Genomic DNA, 23479 nt, shown 5'->3' with positions numbered 1-23479 from the left:
TATAAGTCGAACGAATCTTATAAAAAACTAGTTGACTGAATGCTCATTCATAATATAATAGAGATAAGTATAAGTTCAGAAAATTAATTATTTTCTATACCTACGAAAAAGGGGTAGGAGAACAGGGAAGGGGCGATTTTTAGATGAATGGTCTTTTATGGGTTAACCTCATTGCGTTCTTGGCTGTAACCGCTTACGCAGTCAGTCTGTTTGTGTATGTGGTGAAAACACGAATCCAATTTATCAAGCTCGGGAAAAAGACTGATTTTGATAACAATGTAAAAGAACGACTGGGAAAAATTTGGGTAATGGTATTTGGACAAAAAAAGCTGTTAAAGGATAAAAAGAGCGGCGCGATTCACGTGATGTTTTTTTATGGCTTCCTGCTTGTCCAATTTGGTGCCATTGATTTTATTATTAAGGGGATTAAACCAGGGGCACACTTGCCGCTTGGACCGTTGTATCCAGCGTTTACTTTTTTCCAAGAGATTGTCACCTTAACTATTTTAGTTGCAGTAGTTTGGGCGTTCTATCGCCGTTACATCGAAAAACTTGTCCGCTTAAAGCGCGGCTTTAAATCCGGCCTTGTGTTGATCTTTATCGGCGGCTTAATGGTTTCCGTCCTTTTAGGAAATGGCATGGGCATCATCTGGCACGGCGAGGATCCTACCTGGTCAGAGCCAGTGGCATCTGTAATTTCACTCGCCTTTTCATGGATAAATGAAACCGCCTCCATTGTGGTGTTCTACATCGCGTGGTGGATGCACTTAGTATTCTTGCTGTCTTTCTTAGTGTATGTACCGCAAGGAAAGCACGCCCACTTAATTGCCGGTCCGGCGAATGTTTACTTAAACCGTTTGGAAAAGCCGGGCAAATTGAGCAAAATCGATTTTGAAGATGAATCACAGGAATCCTTTGGGGTTGGAAAAATTGAAGACTTTACCCAGCTGCAAATGGTTGATTTTTATGCCTGTGTGGAGTGCGGACGCTGTACTAACATGTGCCCGGCCTCCGGAACAGGCAAAATGCTGTCACCGATGGATCTAATTGTAAAAATGCGTGACCATCTGACCCATTACGGTGCTTCGGTCACATCGAAACAGCCATGGGTGCCGACCTTTGCGTTTGCGAATACAAAAGGAAATCAACTTGCTTTGGCTGCTGCAGGTCAGGGTGCGCAAGAATCTGCTGCTGCGTCAGCATATAGCCCAAGCCTAATCGGCGACGTCATTACCGAAGAAGAAATTTGGGCTTGTACCACATGTCGGAATTGTGAAGACCAATGCCCGGTGATGAACGAGCACGTCGAGAAAATCATCGACCTGCGTCGTTACCTTGTGTTAACCGAAGGAAAAATGAATCCGGATGCACAGCGGGCGATGACCAATATCGAACGCCAGGGCAATCCTTGGGGCCTAAACCGCAAAGAGCGAGAAAATTGGCGCGAGCTTCGTGAGGATGTTCATGTACCAACTGTAAAAGAACTGAACAAAGCGGGCGAAGAGTTCGACTACTTATTCTGGGTGGGGGCGATGGGCTCTTACGACAACCGCAGCCAGAAGATTGCTCTTTCTTTTGCAAAATTACTAAACGAGGCTGGCGTGAAGTTTGCCATTCTGGGCAATAAGGAAAAGAACTCTGGCGATACGGCGCGTCGACTTGGAAATGAATTCCTGTTCCAGGACTTAGCGGTGAAAAATATTGAGGAATTTGAAAAGGCCGGCGTGAAGAAAATTATCACGACTGACCCGCATGCCTACAATATTTTCAAAAATGAATATCCTGATTTCGGCTTGGAGGGTGTCGAAGTCTATCACCATACTGAAATCCTGTTTGAACTGGTTCGCGACGGGCTGCTTGTTCCAAAGCATGCGGTTAACGAAACGATCACCTTCCATGATTCCTGTTACTTAGGCCGTTACAATGACGTCTACGATCCACCGCGGGAGATTTTAAAAGCGATCCCGGGTGTGAAGCTTGTGGAAATGGAACGGAACCGTGAGAAGGCGATGTGCTGTGGTGCCGGCGGCGGTTTGATGTGGATGGAAGAGGACACCGGTTCGCGGATCAATGTGGCCCGTACAGAGCAGGCGCTTGAAACAAACTCATCTATCATCAGTTCGGCATGTCCATATTGCTTAACGATGCTGTCCGACGGGACCAAGGCAAAAGAAGTGGAAGAAAAGGTTTCAACCTATGATGTGGCGGAATTGCTTGAAAAGGCCGTTTGTGGCGTCCCAGAGGTTGTTGCTTCCTAAAATGACGTAGCGATATAAAATTCACAATAATAGCGGAGGTTGGAACTTTTCATAAAATTTAAAAATTTTGTGTAAAACATTTCAACTTCTGCTATTTTTTATGTAAAATAGGATAGAAGAAGTAAAACGCTTACATTTATCCTTTTGTTTAAAGGGCGTTGGCAAGGAGCTGGCGTTTCATTTTTCGTTAAATATTGAGCGAGCGTTCAGTCGGGGGAGAAAAATTTTTAACAAGACATGACTGAATATTAGGAAAAGGGGAGTGTTTCAGATGGGGAAAACGGTTATTTTAAGCGGGGTCAGAACGCCATTTGGAAAATTAGGCGGGGCTTTGAGCAGCTTTACCGCTTCACAGCTTGGGGGAATTGCTGCAAAAGAGGCGTTGGTACGAGCGGGTGTAAAGCCTGAAGAGGTAGGGGAAGTCATCCTTGGCACGGTTCTCCAAGGGGGTCAAGGACAAATTCCATCCCGCCAAGCAGCACGGCATGCCGGACTGCCATGGGAAGTGAAAACAGAAACGGTTAATAAGGTGTGTGCCTCGGGGATGCGCAGTGTGACGTTGGCCGATCAAATTATTCGTGCCGGTGATGAAGAAGTGATTGTCGCAGGCGGCATGGAATCGATGAGCAATGCCCCGTATATTTTACCAAAAGCAAGATGGGGCCTCCGAATGGGCGATTCTTCCGTGAAGGATTTATTGATCCATGACGGCTTAAGCTGTAGCTTCACCGGTGTTCACATGGGCACATACGGCAACTCAACAGCTGCGGAAATGGATATCTCTCGAGAAGCACAGGATGAATGGGCATTGCGCAGCCATGTCCGGGCGATTGCTGCGATGGAGAGCGGGAAATTTGCCGAAGAGATTGTTTCTGTCGAAGTGCCACAGCGAAAAGGCGCTCCAATCGTAGTCTCAGCGGACGAGGGCCCGCGGAAAGATACCTCTTTAGAACGGTTAGCGAAACTGGCGCCTGTCTTCAACTCCACAGGAACGATCACAGCAGGGAACGCCCCTGGAGTCAATGACGGTGCGGCCGCCCTTGTGTTGATGAGTGAAGAGCGTGCAGTTCGTGAAGGGCGTGATGTTGGGGCTGTCATTCTTGGCCATGCCGCAATTGCGGTAGAAGCGAAGGATTTCCCGCAAACGCCGGGATTGGTCATTAATGAGCTTTTACGAAAAACGGGCCGGAACCTGGATGAAATTGATTTGTTTGAAATTAATGAAGCTTTTGCCGCCGTTGCCTTGGCGAGCGGGAAAATTGCCGGATTGGATGCGGAGAAGGTCAATGTCAATGGCGGTGCCGTTGCATTAGGGCACCCTATCGGCGCAAGCGGGGCACGGATTATCATCACGTTGATGAATGAATTAAAGCGCCGCGGTGGCGGAATCGGGATTGCAGCCATTTGCTCTGGCGGCGGTCAGGGCGATGCCGTGATGATTGAGGTGCCGAGAGGGTAAGAGGGCTTAAAAGTGGAGATTGCTGTCGGATAGGGTGGCGAAACTGCCGGATAGCACTTTTTTAGAAAAAAGGGTAGAAAAATCGGAGGGGAAAACATGCAAGTTTCAACTGTAATGGTAATTGGAGCCGGGCAAATGGGGTCAGGAATTGCTCAGGTTTGTGCCCAAGCGGGATATCAGGTTTTATTAAACGATTTAAAACCGGAATTCGTCGAGCGTGGCTTAAATGGCATCAGTAAGAACTTATCGCGCAACGTCGATAAAGGCCGGATGACCGAGGAACAAAAGCAAGAGGTTTTGGCAAGGCTGACCGCGTCAACAGACTTGAACGATGCGAGCGGTGTAGACCTTGTCATTGAGGCAGCCGTTGAAAATATGGAGATTAAGGCAAAGATCTTCGCTCAGTTAGATGAAATTGCGCCAGAACATGCCATTTTAGCGAGCAATACCTCATCGCTGCCCATCACTGAAATTGCAGCGGCAACGAAGCGTCCGGAAAAAGTTATCGGCATGCACTTTATGAACCCTGTGCCGGTCATGAAGCTTGTGGAAATCATCCGTGGCTTGGCGACCGCCGATGAGGTGTACCAAGTGATTGAGGATATGACGAAAACATTGAGCAAGGTACCTGTCGAAGTCAATGACTACCCTGGATTCGTATCGAACCGTGTGCTGATGCCCATGATCAATGAAGCGATTTTCACCCTGTATGAGGGCGTTGCCACGAAGGAAGCGATTGACGATGTGATGAAGCTCGGGATGAACCATCCGATGGGGCCGTTAACATTGGCTGATTTTATTGGCCTAGATACATGCCTGTACATTATGGAAACGCTTCACGAGGGCTTTGGCGATGACAAATACCGCCCATGTCCGCTGTTGCGCAAATATGTAAAAGCCGGCTGGCTCGGTAAGAAGACGGGGCGCGGGTTTTACACGTACGAATAATTTTTTTAGAAAAGGATCCTCGGAAAGGGGAAGTCATCGTGAAGCTTACATTTACGGAAGAACAAGAAATGATGCGGAAAATGGTACGCGATTTTGCCGAGAACGAAATGGCCCCATTTATTGAAAATATGGAAAAAGGGGAGTTCCCGCGCGAAATTCTCCGCAAAATGGGCGAGCTGGGCCTGATGGGGATTCCGGTCCCTGAGAAATACGGCGGCGCCGAAATGGATTTCACCTCTTATATTATTGCCATTAACGAGATATCTAGGGTGAGTGCAACGCTTGGTGTCATCCTTTCCGTGCATACCTCGGTTGGTACTAACCCGATTGTTTATTTTGGCACAGAGGAGCAAAAGCAGAAGTACGTGCCGAAGCTTGCCTCTGGGGAGTATTTGGGGGCCTTTTGTTTAACTGAGCCAAGCTCAGGGTCGGATGCCGCGAGCTTGAAGACCCGCGCAGTCAAGAAGGGTGACCAGTATATCCTTAACGGTTCAAAAATGTTTATTACCAACGGCGGCGAGGCCGATATTTATATTGTTTTTGCCAACACGGACCAGAGATTAGGCACAAAGGGGATTGCTGCCTTTATTGTGGAAAAAGATACCCCGGGTCTTATCATCGGTAAGGATGAAAAGAAAATGGGCTTGCACGGCTCGCGAACGGTTCAGCTGACGTTTGAAGACATGCATGTTCCGGTGGAAAATCTTCTTGGGAACGAAAGTGAAGGCTTTAAAATTGCGATGGCCAACCTGGATGTCGGCCGCATCGGGATTGCCACCCAGGCACTTGGCATTGCGGAGGCCGCACTGTCGGCCGCAACCGCCTATGCGAAGGAGCGTCAGCAATTTGGCAAGCCGATTGCCGCTCAGCAAGGGATTGCTTTTAAGCTTGCAGACATGGCGACAAGTGTTGAGGCAGCCAAACTATTAGTCTATCGCGCCGCGGATTTGCGCAGCCAGGGGTTGAAATGCGGACTGGAAGCCTCGATGGCGAAGCTGTTTGCGACCAGGACGGCGGTTGAGGTCACAACAGAAGCCATACAAGTATTTGGTGGCTACGGTTATACGGAAGATTACCCGGTTGAGCGTTATTTCCGAGATGCAAAGGTAACAGAGATCTACGAAGGCACGAGCGAGATTCAGCGGATAGTGATTAGTAAGTATTTGTAAATGGCGGAAGAGTGATTTGTTCATATATTCCAAAACTTTGTTGAAACACTCAAGTTTAATCCTAGGAGGACGTTAAAATGCAATTTAAATTATCAGAAGAGCATGAAATGATTCGAAAAATGGTACGTGACTTTGCACGGAATGAAGTGGCACCGACGGCGGCTGAGCGGGATGAGGAAGAGCGCTTTGACCGTGAGATTTTTGACAAAATGGCGGAGCTGGGCTTAACGGGGATTCCGTGGCCGGAAGAATACGGCGGCATTGGCAGCGACTATCTTGCTTATTGTATTGCTGTTGAAGAGCTGTCCCGCGTGGATGCATCTACAGGTGTAATGCTTTCTGCTCATACGTCTCTAGCAGGCTGGCCGATTTACAAATTTGGCAATGAAGAGCAAAAACAAACATACCTGCGCCCCATGGCGGAAGGCAAGAAAATTGGCGCCTATGGCCTAACGGAGCCTGGCAGCGGTTCGGATGCCGGTGGAATGAGAACAACAGCACGTCTCGAGGGCGATCATTACGTCCTGAACGGTTCAAAGATTTTCATCACCAATGGCGGCGAGGCTGAAATTTACGTTGTCTTTGCTGTAACAGATCCAACCAGCAAGCATAAAGGAACGACTGCGTTTATCGTCGAGAGTGATTTCCCAGGTTTCTCTGTTGGGAAAAAAGAAAAGAAACTCGGGATTCGTTCATCGCCGACAACAGAAATTATTTTTGAAGATTGCAAGGTCCCTGTTGCCAACCGACTTGGTGAAGAGGGCGATGGCTTTAAGGTGGCGATGATGACCCTTGATGGCGGCCGAAACGGTATCGCGGCGCAGGCAGTGGGGATCGCCCAAGGGGCACTTGATGCTGCAGTTGACTATGCGAAGGAGCGCCATCAGTTTGGAAAACCGATTGCGGCAAACCAAGGCATCAGCTTTAAACTAGCTGATATGGCGACAAATATTGAGGCTTCAAGACTATTAACCTATCAAGCGGCGTGGTTGGAATCCAACGGCTTACCATATGGTAAAGAATCAGCGATGTCGAAATTATTTGCCGGCGACACGGCGATGAAAGTGACAACGGAAGCCGTTCAAGTATTTGGCGGCTATGGCTATACAAAGGACTATCCGGTTGAGCGTTTCATGCGTGATGCGAAAATCACCCAGATTTATGAAGGGACACAGGAAATTCAGCGCCTCGTTATTTCAAGAATGTTAACCAAATAACTAGAAAGGCGGCAAGTATGGATCGCCCAAATTGAACAAAGGCGGTTAGAGGGATGACGAAACGGGAAGTACAGGCATCGGTCAAGGATGAGCGTCTCGTGCAAAAACGACGTGACCAAATGATTAAAGGGGCCGTTGCACTTTTTAAACAAAAGGGGTTTCACCGGACGACGACAAGGGAAATTGCCAAAGCAGCCGGTTTTAGCATCGGGACGCTGTATGAATACATTCGGACGAAGGAAGATGTGCTCTATCTAGTTTGCGACAGTATATATGACCATGTCAGCGAGCGTCTGCAGCAGGATCTTGCTTTGAAAAAAGGGACGTTGGAGAGCTTAAAGATCGGAATCGCCAACTTCTTTCAGGTGATGGACGAGATGCAAGCGGAAGTGCTTGTGATGTACCAAGAAGTGAAGTCGCTGTCAAAGGACGCGCTGCCATATGTCTTGAAAAAAGAGATGGAAATGGTCGGCATGTTTGAAAACCTGCTATCAAGATGTGTGGAAAACGGGGAGCTGCAGCTGTCAGAGAAACAAGTGGAAATGATTGCCCATAACATTTTTGTTCAAGGGCAGATGTGGGGCTTTCGCCGCTGGGCGTTGCGGAAGTTATTTACGCTCGAGGAATACATTGAGTTGCAGACGGAGCTCTTATTATCGGGGATTGGTGCAGAGTTCTCGGCAACTGACACGGTTCCGAAAAACGAATAAATGTGGCTAGCGTTGAACTAGGTTCATTTTTACAAGAGGGGGAGCACGATGGGTACTTATCAGCCAAAGCATCATATCCGCTTTGTGACGGCGTCGAGTTTGTTTGACGGTCATGATGCTTCGATTAATATTATGCGCCGGATTCTTCAGGCGAGCGGGGCGGAGGTCATCCACCTTGGCCACAACCGTTCGGTGGAGGAGGTTGTGAATGCCGCGATTCAGGAGGATGTGCAGGGGATTGCGATTTCATCCTATCAAGGCGGGCACGTGGAATACTTTAAATATATGTATGACTTGTTAAAGGAAAAAGGGGCGCCACATATTCGCCTGTATGGCGGCGGTGGCGGCGTGATTATTCCCCGCGAAATCGATGAATTGCACAAGTATGGGATTGCCCGGATTTTTTCACCGGATGATGGCCGGGAGCTCGGACTGCAAGGGATGATTGACCAGATGATTCGGGAATGTGATTTTTCCACAGTGACAACAGATGTAAGTGAGCATATTGAAAAATTGCCGTCCGGCGATGTTAACAGTATTGCCAAGCTGATTACTTTAGCTGAACTTCATGTCGATAAAAGCAATGAGGCGGCGGCAACAGCGGAGCAGGTGCTCGAACAGGTAAAGTCGCTTGAAAAGGGGATTCCGGTCGTTGGCATCACGGGAACGGGCGGAGCCGGAAAAAGTTCGCTAACAGACGAATTGATCCGTCGTTTTATCAATGAATTTCCGGAAAAACGGGTCGCGATTCTTTCGGTTGACCCAACGAAGCAAAAAACGGGCGGGGCACTACTTGGCGACCGAATTCGGATGAACGCGATTTTCTCACCGAATGTGTATATGCGCAGTCTGGCGACACGGCGCTCGAAAAATGAGCTGTCGCTTGCGATTAAGGATGCAGTGGCAGTAACGAAGGCGGCTGGATTTGATCTGGTCATCGTGGAAACGAGCGGGATTGGTCAAGGGGATGCGGAAATCACCGAAATCTGTGATGTCTCGATGTATGTGATGACGAGTGAGTTCGGGGCGCCGTCGCAGCTGGAAAAGATTGATATGCTCGACTTTGCAGACCTGATTGTCATCAATAAATTCGAGCGTAAAGGTTCGGAGGATGCGAAGCGCCAGGTGCAAAAGCAGTATCAGCGGAATCATATGCTGTTTGAAAAGGAAATCGATGAAATGCCGGTGTACGGCACGATTGCCAGCCAGTTCCATGACCCGGGTACGAATGCTTTGTTTGCGGCGTTAGTGGAAAAAGTTAATCTTGTTATGGCGACGGATTGGGTGACGTCTTTTAGTAAGAATGGCGTGGTGGTGGAAAAGCAAAACATGATTATTCCAACCGACCGCCGTTATTATTTACGCGAAATTTCGGAAACAGTGCGCGGGTATCATCGGAAAGCGGAAGAACAGGCGAATATTGCCCGGAAATTATTCCAGCTTGAAGGGGCTTTGCTAGCATGTGCTGGGCAGCCATCAGTTGTGGCGGCTCTTGAAGTGGTGAAGAAGGAAACGGAAGAGAAGTTGACGCCGGAATCACGGAAAATCCTTTCTACGTGGGCGGAGACGAAAGCTGCTTACGCTGGTGAAAAATTCATCACACGAATTCGTGATAAAGAGATTGTCACGGTGTTAAAATCAAAAAGCTTATCTGGGCTTGATATACCGAAAGTGGTATTACCGCGTTATAAGGATTACGGGGAAATTCTCCGCTGGGTGTACCAGGAAAACGTGCCTGGTTCGTTCCCGTATACGGCCGGAGTGTTTCCGTTTAAGCGTGAAGGAGAAGATCCGAAGCGTCAATTTGCCGGTGAAGGAACGCCGGAACGGACGAATCGCCGCTTCCATTATCTATCGAAGGACGATGACGCGAAGCGCTTAAGCACGGCCTTTGATTCGGTGACCCTTTACGGAGAAGACCCGGATTACCGTCCCGATATTTACGGGAAGGTCGGCGAGAGCGGTGTGAGCATTTGTACGTTGGATGATATGAAAAAGCTCTATGATGGCTTTGATTTGTGTCATCCGTCAACATCGGTTTCGATGACGATTAACGGTCCGGCACCGATTATTTTAGCGATGTTCATGAACACGGCGATTGATCAGCAGGTACAGAAGAAGGAAGCGGAGCTGGGCCGTGTGTTAACAGTCGAAGAGTTTGCACAAGTGCGCGCGTATACACTTCGAACGGTGCGTGGTACGGTACAGGCCGATATTTTAAAAGAGGACCAAGGCCAGAATACATGTATTTTTTCAACAGAATTTGCCCTAAGGATGATGGGCGATATCCAGCAATATTTCATTGACCATCAAGTGCGCAATTACTATTCGGTGTCGATTTCTGGCTATCATATTGCCGAGGCAGGTGCCAATCCGATTTCGCAGCTTGCGTTCACACTCTCAAATGGATTTACCTATGTCGAGTATTATTTGAGCCGCGGAATGAACATTGATGATTTCGCACCGAACCTATCGTTTTTCTTTAGTAATGGTTTGGATCCGGAGTATACAGTCATTGGCCGAGTGGCTCGTCGGATTTGGGCGACGGTGATGCGCGATAAGTATGGTGCGAACGAGCGCAGTCAAAAGTTAAAATACCATGTACAAACATCGGGACGATCCCTTCATGCGCAGGAAATCGATTTCAATGATATCCGCACAACCTTGCAGGCGTTGATGGCCCTGCAGGATAATTGTAATTCGCTGCACACGAATGCATACGATGAGGCAATAACGACGCCAACCGAAGAATCGGTTCGCCGGGCAATGGCGATTCAGATGATTATCACGAAAGAGCAGGGGCTCTCGAAAAATGAGAATCCGCTCCAGGGATCGTTCGTAGTCGAAGAGCTGACAGAGCTTGTTGAGGAAGCGGTGCTGCAGGAGTTCGAACGGTTGAATGACCGCGGCGGGGTTCTGGGAGCGATGGAGACGCAGTATCAGCGCGGCAAAATCCAGGATGAGTCGATGCACTATGAAATGTTAAAGCATACAGGTGAATTGCCGATAATCGGGGTCAATACGTATTTGAATCCGAATCCTCCTTCCGTGGAGGACGTGAATAATATGGAACTGGCTCGAGCGACAACTGAGGAAAAGGAATGGCAAATTCAACATTTACGTACTTTCCAGGAAGCGCATGCCGGGGAGTCAGCCGATGCCTTGAAACGTTTAAAGGAAGTAGCCGTCAGCGGCGGCAATATCTTTGCTGCTCTCATGGAAACCGTCCAAGTCGCAAGCCTCGGCCAAATCACCCGCGCATTATACGAAGTCGGCGGGCAGTATCGAAGAAATATGTAAGAAATAGGAAAATGGTGACAGGCACCACTTTCCAATATATGTAACTACAATGGCTGTTTTTTAAGCCATTGTATTTTTTTAGTAAATTTATGATTCGAGGAGATATTAAATTAAACATTTATCTTATATAATCAATTAGAGCATTCAAAACTTCTTAGAGCGTATGGGCAGGTGTATACTGATGAAGGGTAGTCACATAATTATAATTTTACTCATTTTTGCCTGGCCATTATACTATCTCTATCAACGTCAATTAGGTGCCATTTCCTTTCTGTTACTAGCGATCTTTTTCCTGGTTATTTCCATAAAAGAGATGAAAAAGCTGAGGGAAGAGGATAGGGATGAACCGCCGAATGAAAAAATCAAGTGATTGTCCAACTAGAACTAGCATAAACGGGAAGAATTTGTTTATAATGAAGAATATGTATTTTTATAGAAAGGCTAAAGGCGCCTAGGCGCTCCAAGCCGAACATGGTAGAAATGCCCTTAACTACTCGACTAACAGAGTGTTAAATAGAGAAAGGAAGTGCCAATAGTGAGTTTAGCACAATACTCAAAAGAGGAATTGCAAGAATTATCCCTCCTCGAAATGGCTTACGAATTTTTAAAAAATAGCAAACAGCCAATCTCCTTTCATGAAATAGTGAAAGAGATTCAGTCAGCTGCAGGAATTTCCAACGATGAAATCAAATCCCGTCTGGCGCAGTTTTATACGGATATTAACATTGATGGCCGGTTTCGCTCCTTAGGAGATAACCGTTGGGGACTTCGCGTTTGGTATCCTGTTGATACAGCGGAGGAAGAGGTAGTGACCGTCGTTAAGCCGAAGAAGAAAAAGGCGAAGAAGGTCGTTGATGAAGAGGAACTCGATGATTTCGATGAAGTCGAGGATGAAGATTATGATGATCTAGATGATTTCACCGATGAAGATGATCTTCTTGATGAAGAAGATGAGATCGATCTTGATGAAGTGGATGAATTTGACGAAGATGACGATGAGGATGTCCTTGAGGACGATGAAGAATTCGAGCTGGATGAAGAAGAAGACCTTGAGGATGAGGATGAGCTCGATGAAGAGGAAGAGTTTGAGGACGACGAGGAAAAAGAAGACTAGTTTCGGCATGGTCTTTTCAAACGAAACAGCTTGACTTTTTATTCCCGCCCTTGTAATATCTTTTTGGGCTCCTTAAAAAAGGACGAATGAGTATTTACGAATATGCGCTCCCTTGCAATCGCGAGATGGAGCGCTTTTTATTTTTAAAAAAACTCCCTACTAAGTAGGAGTTTTTTCGTTTTGTTGGAGCAATAGGGACATATTTTTTCAAAAAATCCTTAAACTACCTGAATAATGCACACACTGTAATGAAGGGGGAATTTGTATGACAAAGTATATTTTCGTAACCGGTGGGGTTGTATCCTCACTTGGAAAAGGGATTACCGCTGCCTCACTAGGCCGCTTATTGAAAAATCGGGGACTGAGTGTCACTATTCAAAAATTTGACCCGTACATTAACGTCGACCCAGGAACAATGAGCCCATACCAGCATGGTGAAGTGTTTGTAACCGGTGACGGCGCGGAAACGGATCTAGACCTTGGCCACTACGAGCGTTTTATTGATATCAATTTAAACAAGTATTCAAACGTAACAACCGGAAAAATCTATTCAACCGTGTTACGTAAAGAGCGCCGCGGCGATTATTTGGGTGCAACGGTACAGGTTATTCCGCACATTACCAACGAAATTAAGGAGCGCTGCTTCCGCGCCGGCAATGAAACCAATGCTGACGTCGTCATCACTGAAATCGGCGGTACGGTTGGGGATATCGAATCACTGCCATTTTTAGAAGCGATCCGTCAAATGAAAAGTGATATTGGCAGCGAAAATGTTATGTACATTCACTGTACGCTGATTCCGTACATAAAAGCGGCTGGTGAAATGAAGACGAAACCGACACAGCACAGTGTAAAAGAGCTTCGCAGCCTTGGAATTCAGCCAAATATTATCGTTGTTCGGACAGAAATGCCTGTTTCACAGGATATGAAGGATAAAATTGCCCTGTTTTGTGATATTGATGCGAAAGCGGTCATCGAATGTCAGGATGCGGATACCCTTTATTCGATTCCACTGGCACTACAAGAGCAAAATATGGATCAAATTGTCTGTGATCATTTGAAATTAAAAACGAATAAAGCAGAGATGACAGAGTGGAAGGCGTTAGTCGACCGCGTCATGAACCTTTCCAATAAGACGCGTATCGGTCTTGTCGGAAAATATGTGGAGCTCCAGGATGCCTATATTTCTGTTGTTGAAGCCATGAAGCATGCCGGTTATGCGTTTGATACCGATGTGGAAATTAAGTGGATCAATTCCGAAGAAGTAACAAGAGAAAATGTTGCGGAACTACTTGACGATGTGGATGGAGTGCTTGTCCCTGGCGGCTTTGGTGACCGCGGGATTGAAGGGAAAATTGAAGCAACCCGCTATGCACGTGAAACGAAAAAGCCATTCCTTGGTATTTGTTTAGGGATGCAGCTGGCAACGATTGAGTTTGCCCGTAATGTGCTTGGCTATTCAGATGCCCACTCAGCGGAATTTCTACCAACGACAGCACATCCAATTATTGATTTACTTCCAGAGCAGAAGGATGTCGAGGATTTGGGCGGGACCTTGCGCTTAGGCTTATACCCTTGCCGTTTGATTGAAGGAACGAAGGCATTTGCTGCCTATGATGATGAAGTGGTATACGAGCGTCACCGTCATCGTTATGAATTTAACAACCATTATCGTCAAGAAATGGAAGCCCGCGGATTTATTTTCTCCGGGACAAGCCCTGACGGTCGTTTGGTTGAAATTATCGAGCTTGCGGACCATCCATGGTTCGTCGCTTCCCAGTTCCATCCGGAATTTGTCTCAAGACCAACGCGTCCACAGCCGTTATTCCGAGATTTCATTCAGGCTTCGATTCAATAAGAAAAGCGCAAGCGCCCTGGTCAGCGGCGTATGGCCTGGAGCGCTCCAACTGAGATAAAGGAAACACGAAGAGCCGGAGGCGATTCGATGTTGACTTATCGTAGGGCGGAGAGCGAAGGACACTAGCCGCTAGGGCGCTGAAGCTAGACAATTCTCAAAGTCGAAATTTCTTATCTATAAATAAATACGTGCGTTATGGCCAGTTCTCCGTTTAGGGGACTGGTCTTTTTTTAAAAAAAGCGACCCAAAAAGGACCGCCTTTACTCCCCATATTCCGCCAACATCTCATCAATCGTAAATTTTAAGCCATAATAAACGAACAATGCCGCCATCCCGGAAGGATACCCATAGCGATTTCCCATCTCGTCGGGAAGTATGCCTTTGGTTAGCCGCAAATCAATATGGACATCGGCTAGTTCCGCCAAATTGCCTTCAGCTTCGGGATCCATCACGGTCGAAACCGCTACAAAGGGAATCTCCTTTTCGCGGAGCAGTTTTCCCAGTGCAACAGCTTCCACATCAGCGGAAGTCCGCGTGAAAATCACGACACGATCAGCGTCGGTAAGTTGCTCTACACTCGTCGCAGACAACGGCTTCGCTCCCGTAAAGGGCTCAGCGCCTTCCAGCGCCTCATATTCGACCGCTTTCATTTCCTTTGCGCCAAAAAGATAGATAGCTCCGTCCCCGACAGGAGCTTGAGCAAGCAAACGTGCCCCATCCTCGAATGAAAATTCCTCTTTTTCATCTATTTTTTTGAAAATTCCTGTTAATTGGGTAGTAAACATTTTTAACATAAAAACCCTCCTTCTCACCACCTTATTATAAGCTTTTTCACAAAAAGACAAAAATAAAAGCCAATTTCCACAAAATAACACTATTGTGGAAGAAAAACAGGCAGGAAAGTTCCCACACAAAGTAGAATTATTACAAGTGATAGAAATTCATCCATTTAAAAATCAAAAGGAAGAGGTGGAGTTAATGAAGGAAAAGATTTTAATTGTCGACGATCAATTTGGCATTCGTATTTTGCTAAATGAGGTGTTCCAAAAAGAAGGATATCAAACTTTTCAAGCAGCAAATGGAGTTCAGGCACTGGATATTGTGACAAAGCATAATCCCGATCTTGTGCTGCTCGATATGAAAATACCGGGAATGGACGGAATTGAAATTTTAAAACGAATGAAAGTCATTGATCAGGATATTCGTGTCATTATCATGACTGCCTATGGTGAATTGGATATGATTCAGGAAGCCAAAGACCTTGGCGCGATTACCCATTTCGCCAAACCTTTTGATATTGATGATATCAGAGCGGCCGTGCGCAAACATATCCCCCAAAAGGCGAATTAAATAGGGGAAGTTTGCCTTTTTCTAGGTAGTTTTTTTTGAAAAAAGATGTGTTGACCAATGGGTGCGCTTTCATTATGACAGTTTAAAAAACTGGGTTGGATTTATGGTATTTCCTCCGTTGATTTGTTATGATACATATGAACTTTTACAGGCTGACATTCATTTCGATTTATACATAATCGTCAATTCAGAGGGAAAACCTGTTAGGGAAGACCCTGTTTCGAAATGAGAGCAACCTAATTTAAGGAGGAAGAGAAATGCCTTTAGTATCCATGAAAGACATGCTTAATAAAGCGAAGGCGGAAGGCTACGCTGTTGGGCAATTTAACATTAATAACTTAGAATTTACACAAGCAATTCTTCAAGCGGCTCAAGAAGAAAATTCACCAGTAATTCTTGGTGTTTCTGAAGGGGCAGGCCGTTATATCGGCGGATTTAAAACGGTTGTAAAAATGGTTGAAGGCTTACTTGAAGATTATAAAATTACTGTTCCAGTGGCAATTCACCTTGACCACGGTTCAAGCTTTGACAAATGTAAAGAGGCGATTGATGCCGGCTTCACATCTGTTATGATTGATGCTTCTCATCACCCATTTGAAGAAAACATTGAAATTACTTCTAAAGTAGTGGAATATGCGCATTCAAAAGGTGTTTCTGTTGAAGCAGAATTGGGAACTGTCGGCGGGCAAGAAGACGATGTTTCTGGAAGCATCATCTATGCAGATGCTAATGAGTGTGTTGAACTAGTGAAGCGCACAGGCATTGACTGCCTTGCACCTGCATTAGGTTCTGTTCACGGTCCTTACAAAGGCGAACCAAAACTTGGTTTTGCTGAAATGGAGGAAATTGGCAAGCTTACTGATATGCCATTAGTTCTTCATGGCGGTACTGGAATCCCAACAAAGGATATCCAAAAATCTGTTTCACTTGGAACAGCTAAAATCAACGTAAATACAGAAAACCAAATTGCTTCTGCAAAAGCAGTGCGTGAAACATTAGCAGCAAAACCAAACGAATATGATCCACGTAAATACTTAGGCCCAGCTCGCGACGCCATCAAAGCAACAGTTATCGGCAAAATGCGCGAATTCGGTTCATCAAACAGAGCGTAACCAAAAGACTTTTTTTATTGATAACCGCCCTTGGCAAGAGGGCGGTTTCAGTGTGTAAATGGAAAACTGAAAATCTAGTCGAAATTTGGAGGGAAAACGATGAAATTTTTTATTGATACTGCAAACTTAGTGGATATTAAAAAGGCTTATAAAATGGGTGTTTTATCCGGCGTGACAACAAATCCTTCGTTAGTTGCTAAAGAAGGCGTGAAATTTGAAGATCGAATCGAGGAAATTTTACAAGCTGTCCCTGAAGTAGAATCAGTATCTGCAGAGGTTTCTCCATATGCGGAAACAGCGGAACAAATGATGGCAGAAGCAGATGAACTGATCAAAATTAATGGCGGTGATGAAAAAGTTACCATCAAGGTTCCTATGACAGTGGCTGGCTTAGAGACGACTCGTTACCTTGCCAAAAAAGGCGTTAAAGTCAACGTGACATTGATCTTCACTGTGAACCAGGCGCTTTTGGCAGCTCGCGCAGGTGCAAGCTATGTTTCTCCATTCTTAGGCCGTCTTGATGATATTTCGGAAGATGGTGTCCTATTAGTAGCGAAGATTGCAGAATTATTCCGTATTCATCACTTGGATGCGCAAATCATTGCGGCATCTGTTCGTCATCCGGACCATGTAACGCGTGTAGCGATGGCTGGTGCCCATATTGCCACAATTCCTTACAAAGTCATTGAACAGTTAACGAAGCATCCATTGACCGACAAAGGAATGGAAGGCTTTCTTAAGGATTGGAATACTCACACAAACGCGTAAGTTTCCACGGTTTTTCCATTTCGATGTAAATTTTTTTAATTTCGATACATGAAAATAGAATTTTCGTGTAAACTAAAGAATAGACAAGCTGTCGGAATTTGACTTTTATTGTTGGAAAAATATACCTGAAGCCAAGTTTGGGACTCGGGGTCTTTTTTAAAAGGTAAAAGCGCAGTTAAAAATAGGTGCTTTCCCGTTAAAAAGGCCCCCCATTCCAGCATACGGTCATGACTTACATAGGCTTAGAAGGGAGTCGAAGATGGAAAAACTTAAAATTGCGGGCGGATATCCGTTAAAGGGGACGGTTCGCATCAGTGGAGCAAAGAATAGTGCTGTTGCCTTAATTCCAGCGACTATTTTAGCAGAATCACCAGTAACAATCGAAGGTTTACCACATATTTCAGATGTCGAAATCTTGAAAGACCTGCTTGAGGAAATTGGCGGGAAAGTGGAAATGACAGATGAGGAAATGACAGTCGACCCTTCTGAGATGATTTCCATGCCGCTGCCAAACGGTAAAGTGAAAAAGCTGCGTGCCTCTTATTATTTAATGGGTGCCATGCTTGGTCGTTTTAAAAAGGCTGTTATCGGTCTTCCGGGTGGCTGCCATCTGGGGCCAAGGCCGATTGATCAGCATATAAAGGGGTTTGAGGCACTTGGGGCCCAAATCACGAATGAGCAGGGCGCGATTTATTTACGTGCGGATGAACTGCGCGGTGCCCGCATTTACCTTGATGTTGTCAGCGTTGGGGCAACGATTAATATCATGCTTGCGGCCGTACGGGCCAAAGGCCGTACCGTCATTGAAAATGCCGCGAAAGAGCCCGAAATTATCGATGTTGCCACATTGTTAACCAATATGGGAGCAAAAATTAAAGGCGCTGGAACGGACGTTATTCGGATTGATGGTGTGGATACACTGCACGGCTGCCGCCACACGATTATTCCGGACCGGATTGAAGCGGGGACGTATATGATTTTAGGGGCCGCTGTGGGTGAAGGGGTATTGATCGATAATGTTATCCCGCAGCATTTAGAATCGTTGATTGCCAAACTCCGTGAGATGGGTGTACGCGTTGAATCTGGTGATGACCAGGTATTTGTTGACGGTTCGGCTAAATTGAAAGCGGTTGATATTAAAACGCTGGTGTATCCAGGATTCCCAACAGATTTGCAGCAGCCATTTACGACCCTTTTAACAAAAGCCACAGGTTCAAGCGTTGTCACCGATACGATTTATGGTGCCCGTTTTAAACATATTGATGAACTGAGAAGAATGAATGCGAATATTAAGGTGGAAGGACGTTCCGCTATCATTAATGGCCCGATTCAGCTTCAGGGCGCTAAAGTGAAAGCAAGCGACCTAAGAGCAGGGGCGGCGCTAGTTATTGCCGGGCTGATGGCCGAGGGTGTTACCGAAGTCACAGGGCTTGAGCATATCGACCGCGGCTATAGTAATCTCGTTGAAAAATTAAACGGCCTTGGTGCCACGGCTTGGCGGGAAGCCTTAACAAAGGAAGAGCTAGAACACCTTAAAAACACGTAAGGTGTGGCCGATTGTGAAGATAGTTCTTTCAAGTGTAGAAACACCTAGCAAACACGTAAGCTTTAATTGACTCTGCGCAGATAGACAAAAGAGGAAATGGGAGATGGAACTGATGGAAAGAAGTTTAACGATGGAACTTGTTCGTGTTACAGAAGGAGCTGCTCTTGCTTGTGCCCGCTGGATGGGCCGTGGGCTGAAGGATGAGGCCGATGGTGCTGCAACATCAGCGATGCGTGATGTATTTGATACAGTTCCAATGAAAGGAACGGTTGTCATTGGTGAAGGGGAAATGGACGAGGCACCAATGCTCTATATCGGGGAAAAACTTGGTACAGGCTACGGCCCGCGTGTGGATGTTGCCGTTGACCCGTTAGAAGGAACGAATATTTTAGCATCGGGCGGCTGGAATGCCTTAGCCGTTCTTGCTGTTGCCGACCATGGTAATTTGCTGCATGCACCGGATATGTACATGGAAAAAATTGCTGTTGGCCCTGAAGCCGTTGGCTGCGTTGATATTAATGCTTCTGTTTTGGACAACCTGAAAGCTGTGGCGAAGGCGAAAAACAAGGATATTCAGGATGTGGTGGCAACGGTCTTGAATCGTCCGCGTCATGAACATATCATTGCCCAGCTTCGTGATGCCGGAGCGCGGATTAAATTGATCAATGACGGCGATGTAGCCGGCGCCATCAATACCGCTTTCGATAACACCGGTGTCGATATCCTGTTCGGCTCTGGCGGTGCACCGGAGGGAGTCCTTTCGGCAGTAGCACTTAAATGTCTTGGCGGTGAAATACTGGGGAAATTATTGCCGCAAAGTGATGCGGAGCTTGAGCGCTGCATCAAAATGGGCTTGGATGTGAACCGTGTATTACGTATGGAGGACCTAGTTAAAGGCGATGACGCGATTTTTGCTGCAACAGGTGTCACAGACGGTGAACTATTACGCGGCGTGCAATTCAAAGGCTCATACGGCTCCACGCACTCCGTCGTCATGCGCGCCAAATCAGGCACCGTCCGCTTCATCGAAGGACGCCACAGCCTCAAGAAAAAACCAAACCTAGTTATTAAATAACACGAAAAGCGGAAGTGCCCTGTTCAGCGGCGTATGGCCTGGAGCTGGACAAATGGTGCCTGACACCAATAACTGCACGGAGATAGTGCAAAGGGTGTCAGGCACCAATTCCATTATAGGAAAAATTTCCAACTTAAAAAATATATAAATGTAGTTGATTAATTTTTCGTACAGAGGGTAAAATAGTAATTGTTTTTAGTGTGCATAATTTCTGCCATTCTATTCATTTCTTTATCTACTTCCCATTCAATTCCTCTAACTCTTAATTTTTATTTTACTTACAATCTCCCGCTGTCTAAAAAATAAGCGGTTTGATGGAAAAATTTTAAAGTGTGGTGCACAAATGGACTTAACAATATCTAGTTTAGAAAATATGAAGCTGAAGGAACTTTATGAGCTTGCACGCGAATATAAGGTGACTTATTACAGCAAATTAACAAAAAAAGAATTAATTTTTGCGATTTTAAAATCCCGTGCTGAACAGCAGGGGTATTTCTTCATGGAAGGTGTCCTTGAAATCATCCAATCGGAAGGTTTCGGATTCTTGCGCCCGATTAATTATTCGCCAAGTTCCGAGGATATTTATATCTCAGCGTCGCAAATCCGTCGTTTCGATCTTCGGAATGGGGACAAGGTCTCTGGTAAGGTTCGTCCGCCAAAGGAAAATGAGCGCTATTACGGCTTGTTGCACGTGGAGGCGGTAAACGGAGAAGATCCGGAATCGGCGAAAGAGCGTGTCTATTTCCCTGCGTTAACCGCTTTATATCCAAATCGGAAGATCACTCTTGAGACAACGCAAAAGCATCTTTCAACAAGGATCATGGATGTCATCACACCGGTCGGTTTTGGACAAAGGGGATTAATTGTGGCGCCGCCAAAAGCGGGTAAAACGATGTTGCTAAAAGAAATCGCCAACAGCATCACGACAAACCATCCTGATGTTGAGTTGATCGTGTTGTTAATCGATGAACGTCCGGAAGAGGTTACTGACATTGAACGTTCCGTTGCAGGTGATGTTGTCAGCTCGACTTTTGATGAAGTGCCTGAAAACCATATTAAAGTGGCCGAGCTTGTGCTTGACCGGGCCATGCGCCTTGTCGAACACAAACGCGATGTGGTTATTTTAATGGACAGCATTACACGTCTTGCGCGGGCCTATAACCTTGTGATTCCGCCAAGCGGCCGGACACTTTCCGGGGGGATTGACCCGGCGGCGTTCCACCGTCCGAAGCGTTTCTTCGGGGCGGCTCGTAATATTGAAGAGGGCGGCAGCTTGACGATCCTCGCAACGGCATTGGTCGATACCGGTTCGCGGATGGACGATGTTATTTATGAAGAATTTAAAGGGACAGGTAATATGGAGCTGCATCTTGACCGTCAGCTTGCTGAGCGCCGGATCTTCCCAGCGCTTGATATTCGCCGTTCTGGTACACGTAAGGAAGAATTATTGGTTCCAAAGGATCATTTGGATAAATTATGGGCCATTCGGAAGTCAATGTCAGACTCACCAGACTTTGCCGAGCGTTTCTTGAAAAAATTACGTCAAACGAAGTCGAATGAAGAATTTTTCGCTCAACTTGGGGAAGAGTTAAAATCTAGGCGCTAGTAAAAATTACTTCTCCTAGGACAAGCAGGGTTGGTTTCTTTTTCAAAAAGAAACCAGCAAATCCCAACTTGCCAAAATAAGTTGACCTTGTTATAATGATTGCAGTGTGTTTTAAGTATATTGATGCTTGTCTTTTTGACAAGCATTTACCATAACTCTGTTTCGAATGATTCAGGGCGGAAGGAGATGAAAAGAATGAAAGCAGGAATTCATCCAAATTATAAAATGGTACAGGTGACTTGTGCTTGCGGAAATACTTTTGAAACTGGTTCAGTTAAAAATGAAATCCGTGTTGAAACTTGTTCAGAATGTCATCCATTCTATACTGGTCGTCAAAAATTCGCTGAAGCTGGCGGACGTGTTGACCGTTTCAACAAAAAATACGGCATTAAGACTCCACAGCAACAATAATCGTGAAACGTACAGGCAAGAAGTAAGTCGCTTGCCTGTTTTTTATTTACTAAATTTAAAAATTTTATTATAGATCTATAAGGGTTTGCTAGGAAGGAGACACCGTTTTATGTACTTAATGAAGCAAAGCGGATGGGTTGAGGTTATCTGCGGCAGTATGTTTTCTGGAAAATCGGAAGAATTGATTCGCCGCGTCAGACGAGCACAATTTGCGAAACAAAAAATAGCTGTTTTTAAGCCGAAAATTGATAATCGCTACAGTGAGCAGTCTGTAGTTTCCCATAATGGATCTTCCTTTCATGCGAGGCCCATTTCCCATTCAATCGAGATTCTTCATCATGTTGAGGCGGATATGGATATTATTGCGATTGATGAAGTTCAGTTTTTTGATGAGGGGATTGTCCGGGTGGTTCAACAGTTGGCCGATAGCGGTCATCGTGTGGTTTGTGCCGGCCTCGATATGGATTTCCGCGGGGAGCCGTTTGGGCAGATGCCGAAATTGATGGCGATTGCGGAATCGGTGACGAAGCTGCAGGCAGTTTGCACGGTTTGTGGATCACCATCAAGCAGGACCCAGCGGTTAATTGACGGTCGTCCCGCATCCTATCATGACCCGGTCATACTAGTCGGAGCATCGGAGGCCTACGAGCCCCGCTGTCGCCATCACCACGAAGTCCCAAAAACCGCACCCGTCACCGTACGATAGTGTACGTTGTTAATGGTGCCTGACACCAATAATGGTATAAACACTGTGCAAAAGCAGTTTATGGTGCCTGACACCGTTAATAATGTAAACACTGTCTTGGAGTTGGTTCTCTGGGGCAGTTTTTTTGTGTTGGAATGGGGGTTGACGGAAATACCTCAAAACTCAGCGGAATTCCTCCTCCCCTCCTAGTCGCGAGAGTCATGGAAATATTTCTCTCGGCAAGCTTGGCCTCCTGGCGGGCATGATAGTGATAGGGGGTGTAATATGCTGAAAAAGTGGATGTTTCTCTCGCTCATCTCGCTCTCCGTCCTAACCGCTAGTGGATGTCAAAATAATAATCGCAGTGCGGATGAGGAAGCCTACGACCTGCGTTCCGACCGCACAGCTCCTAATTACATGTCCAATCGCGGGGATGACCAGGATATACCAGAAAATGTGTCTAATCGCAATCGAGGTAAGAACGAACAGCATTTAGTCGAAGATGATATCACCAACCAAAATCCGAACTTCCTTGATCTGAAGCATACGGGAAGCGGAAGTGAAGCCAGTGCCGGGAATCATGGCACGGATATCAACAAGGCCAAGCAAGTGATAGCTGACACGAAGGAATATGTCACGGATTCTGTTTGGATCAATGGTGACCGGATGTGGGTGTCTGTTTATAAGAAGGGCATGCTTTCTGACCAAGGGAAAGTTGCCGCCGAAGCACGCCTCCATAAGAAACTGATCCATGCCTTGCCAAGATACAATATTGAAGTGCGCGTGAAGGAAGACCGCAGATAACATGCTCTGATTTTTAGAGCATGTTTTTCTATGGCTGCGGGATCTTTTCCAAAAATAAGCCCTCCAATATCTCCCATAAAAAATTTCTC

Annotated in this window: 20 protein-coding genes; 19 read left to right on the top strand and 1 reads right to left on the bottom strand. The window is 46.1% G+C overall.

What is annotated here, in order from left to right; genetic code table 11:
* Window positions 1-143: 143 nt before the first annotated feature.
* From RCG19_RS08515 to RCG19_RS08470, 10 genes are all read left to right on the top strand, one after another.
* A complete protein-coding gene (locus RCG19_RS08515; RefSeq protein ID WP_308110503.1) occupies window positions 144-2258 on the top strand; it encodes a (Fe-S)-binding protein in 2115 nt (704 codons plus the stop codon).
* 271 nt (window positions 2259-2529) lie between these two features.
* Window positions 2530-3717: an acetyl-CoA C-acetyltransferase gene (locus tag RCG19_RS08510; RefSeq protein ID WP_308110502.1), complete on the top strand. Its 1188-nt coding sequence runs from the start codon at window positions 2530-2532 to the stop codon at window positions 3715-3717.
* Window positions 3718-3813: 96 nt separating this feature from the next.
* Entirely contained in the window at window positions 3814-4665 is an 852-nt protein-coding gene (locus RCG19_RS08505; protein ID WP_166240210.1) for a 3-hydroxybutyryl-CoA dehydrogenase, read from the top strand.
* Between the two features lie 38 nt (window positions 4666-4703).
* The gene (locus RCG19_RS08500; RefSeq protein ID WP_166240208.1) at window positions 4704-5834 is read left to right on the top strand and encodes an acyl-CoA dehydrogenase; all 1131 of its coding nucleotides are present in this window, start codon (window positions 4704-4706) and stop codon (window positions 5832-5834) included.
* A gap of 77 nt (window positions 5835-5911) precedes the next feature.
* A complete protein-coding gene (locus RCG19_RS08495) occupies window positions 5912-7051 on the top strand; it encodes an acyl-CoA dehydrogenase (RefSeq protein WP_166240206.1) in 1140 nt (379 codons plus the stop codon).
* Between the two features lie 53 nt (window positions 7052-7104).
* On the top strand, window positions 7105-7761 hold the full coding sequence (locus RCG19_RS08490; RefSeq protein ID WP_166240204.1) for a TetR/AcrR family transcriptional regulator: 657 nt from the start codon (window positions 7105-7107) through the stop codon (window positions 7759-7761).
* A gap of 48 nt (window positions 7762-7809) precedes the next feature.
* Window positions 7810-11061: a fused isobutyryl-CoA mutase/GTPase IcmF gene (icmF, locus tag RCG19_RS08485; RefSeq protein WP_308110501.1), complete on the top strand. Its 3252-nt coding sequence runs from the start codon at window positions 7810-7812 to the stop codon at window positions 11059-11061.
* Window positions 11062-11242: 181 nt separating this feature from the next.
* The gene (locus RCG19_RS08480) at window positions 11243-11431 is read left to right on the top strand and encodes a hypothetical protein (protein WP_166240199.1); all 189 of its coding nucleotides are present in this window, start codon (window positions 11243-11245) and stop codon (window positions 11429-11431) included.
* Window positions 11432-11596: 165 nt separating this feature from the next.
* Window positions 11597-12175 carry a DNA-directed RNA polymerase subunit delta gene (gene rpoE, locus RCG19_RS08475; RefSeq protein WP_166240197.1) on the top strand — a complete coding sequence of 193 codons (579 nt, stop codon included), beginning with the start codon at window positions 11597-11599 and terminating at the stop codon, window positions 12173-12175.
* A 265-nt stretch (window positions 12176-12440) separates the two neighbouring features.
* Complete coding sequence (locus tag RCG19_RS08470; RefSeq protein ID WP_308110500.1) at window positions 12441-14033, top strand: CTP synthase; 1593 nt, start codon at window positions 12441-12443, stop codon at window positions 14031-14033.
* A gap of 260 nt (window positions 14034-14293) precedes the next feature.
* Here RCG19_RS08470 and RCG19_RS08465 read toward each other — a convergent pair whose 3' ends face one another.
* Window positions 14294-14827, bottom strand: a complete 534-nt coding sequence (locus tag RCG19_RS08465) for a DUF2529 domain-containing protein (RefSeq protein ID WP_308110499.1) — start codon at window positions 14825-14827, stop codon at window positions 14294-14296.
* Window positions 14828-15011: 184 nt separating this feature from the next.
* On the opposite strand from RCG19_RS08465, the gene RCG19_RS08460 reads away from it, so the two are divergent.
* The 9 genes from RCG19_RS08460 to RCG19_RS08420 all read left to right on the top strand — a co-directional run bounded on the left by RCG19_RS08460 (window position 15012) and on the right by RCG19_RS08420 (window position 23390).
* Window positions 15012-15383 (top strand): response regulator, encoded by a 372-nt coding sequence (locus RCG19_RS08460; protein ID WP_166240191.1) that lies wholly within the window; start codon window positions 15012-15014, stop codon window positions 15381-15383.
* 257 nt (window positions 15384-15640) lie between these two features.
* Complete coding sequence (locus RCG19_RS08455; RefSeq protein ID WP_166240189.1) at window positions 15641-16495, top strand: class II fructose-bisphosphate aldolase; 855 nt, start codon at window positions 15641-15643, stop codon at window positions 16493-16495.
* Between the two features lie 99 nt (window positions 16496-16594).
* Entirely contained in the window at window positions 16595-17263 is a 669-nt protein-coding gene (gene fsa, locus RCG19_RS08450) for a fructose-6-phosphate aldolase (RefSeq protein WP_308110498.1), read from the top strand.
* Window positions 17264-17522: 259 nt separating this feature from the next.
* Window positions 17523-18809, top strand: coding sequence for a UDP-N-acetylglucosamine 1-carboxyvinyltransferase (locus RCG19_RS08445; RefSeq protein ID WP_308110497.1), 1287 nt, complete (start codon window positions 17523-17525; stop codon window positions 18807-18809).
* 112 nt (window positions 18810-18921) lie between these two features.
* Window positions 18922-19884 (top strand): class II fructose-bisphosphatase, encoded by a 963-nt coding sequence (glpX, locus tag RCG19_RS08440; RefSeq protein ID WP_308110496.1) that lies wholly within the window; start codon window positions 18922-18924, stop codon window positions 19882-19884.
* Window positions 19885-20227: 343 nt separating this feature from the next.
* Window positions 20228-21490, top strand: a complete 1263-nt coding sequence (gene rho, locus RCG19_RS08435) for a transcription termination factor Rho (protein WP_308110494.1) — start codon at window positions 20228-20230, stop codon at window positions 21488-21490.
* A gap of 195 nt (window positions 21491-21685) precedes the next feature.
* On the top strand, window positions 21686-21901 hold the full coding sequence (rpmE, locus tag RCG19_RS08430; RefSeq protein ID WP_166240179.1) for a 50S ribosomal protein L31: 216 nt from the start codon (window positions 21686-21688) through the stop codon (window positions 21899-21901).
* 109 nt (window positions 21902-22010) lie between these two features.
* Window positions 22011-22607 carry a thymidine kinase gene (locus RCG19_RS08425; RefSeq protein WP_308110493.1) on the top strand — a complete coding sequence of 199 codons (597 nt, stop codon included), beginning with the start codon at window positions 22011-22013 and terminating at the stop codon, window positions 22605-22607.
* A gap of 264 nt (window positions 22608-22871) precedes the next feature.
* A complete protein-coding gene (locus RCG19_RS08420) occupies window positions 22872-23390 on the top strand; it encodes a hypothetical protein (RefSeq protein ID WP_308110492.1) in 519 nt (172 codons plus the stop codon).
* Window positions 23391-23479: the final 89 nt, after the last annotated feature.

Source organism: Neobacillus sp. OS1-2 (genome assembly GCF_030915505.1).
Lineage (GTDB): Bacteria > Bacillota > Bacilli > Bacillales > Cytobacillaceae > Neobacillus.
Note: the sequence above shows the minus strand (reverse complement) of the source record. Positions and strands in the feature narration are given on the sequence as shown.

Bases quoted from the DNA above. Each gene is read 5' to 3' on its own strand.
- icmF (WP_308110501.1), top strand. From the start codon at position 7,810: ATGGGTACTTATCAGCCAAAGCATCATATCCGCTTTGTGACGGCGTCG.
- RCG19_RS08505 (WP_166240210.1), top strand. From the start codon at position 3,814: ATGCAAGTTTCAACTGTAATGGTAATTGGAGCCGGGCAAATGGGGTCA.
- RCG19_RS08510 (WP_308110502.1), top strand. From the start codon at position 2,530: ATGGGGAAAACGGTTATTTTAAGCGGGGTCAGAACGCCATTTGGAAAA.
- RCG19_RS08445 (WP_308110497.1), top strand. From the start codon at position 17,523: ATGGAAAAACTTAAAATTGCGGGCGGATATCCGTTAAAGGGGACGGTT.
- RCG19_RS08480 (WP_166240199.1), top strand. From the start codon at position 11,243: ATGAAGGGTAGTCACATAATTATAATTTTACTCATTTTTGCCTGGCCA.
- RCG19_RS08465 (WP_308110499.1), bottom strand. From the start codon at position 14,827: ATGTTAAAAATGTTTACTACCCAATTAACAGGAATTTTCAAAAAAATA.
- RCG19_RS08490 (WP_166240204.1), top strand. From the start codon at position 7,105: ATGACGAAACGGGAAGTACAGGCATCGGTCAAGGATGAGCGTCTCGTG.
- RCG19_RS08455 (WP_166240189.1), top strand. From the start codon at position 15,641: ATGCCTTTAGTATCCATGAAAGACATGCTTAATAAAGCGAAGGCGGAA.
- RCG19_RS08425 (WP_308110493.1), top strand. From the start codon at position 22,011: ATGTACTTAATGAAGCAAAGCGGATGGGTTGAGGTTATCTGCGGCAGT.
- rpmE (WP_166240179.1), top strand. From the start codon at position 21,686: ATGAAAGCAGGAATTCATCCAAATTATAAAATGGTACAGGTGACTTGT.
- RCG19_RS08460 (WP_166240191.1), top strand. From the start codon at position 15,012: ATGAAGGAAAAGATTTTAATTGTCGACGATCAATTTGGCATTCGTATT.
- RCG19_RS08515 (WP_308110503.1), top strand. From the start codon at position 144: ATGAATGGTCTTTTATGGGTTAACCTCATTGCGTTCTTGGCTGTAACC.
- fsa (WP_308110498.1), top strand. From the start codon at position 16,595: ATGAAATTTTTTATTGATACTGCAAACTTAGTGGATATTAAAAAGGCT.
- RCG19_RS08420 (WP_308110492.1), top strand. From the start codon at position 22,872: ATGCTGAAAAAGTGGATGTTTCTCTCGCTCATCTCGCTCTCCGTCCTA.
- RCG19_RS08470 (WP_308110500.1), top strand. From the start codon at position 12,441: ATGACAAAGTATATTTTCGTAACCGGTGGGGTTGTATCCTCACTTGGA.
- glpX (WP_308110496.1), top strand. From the start codon at position 18,922: ATGGAAAGAAGTTTAACGATGGAACTTGTTCGTGTTACAGAAGGAGCT.
- rho (WP_308110494.1), top strand. From the start codon at position 20,228: ATGGACTTAACAATATCTAGTTTAGAAAATATGAAGCTGAAGGAACTT.
- RCG19_RS08495 (WP_166240206.1), top strand. From the start codon at position 5,912: ATGCAATTTAAATTATCAGAAGAGCATGAAATGATTCGAAAAATGGTA.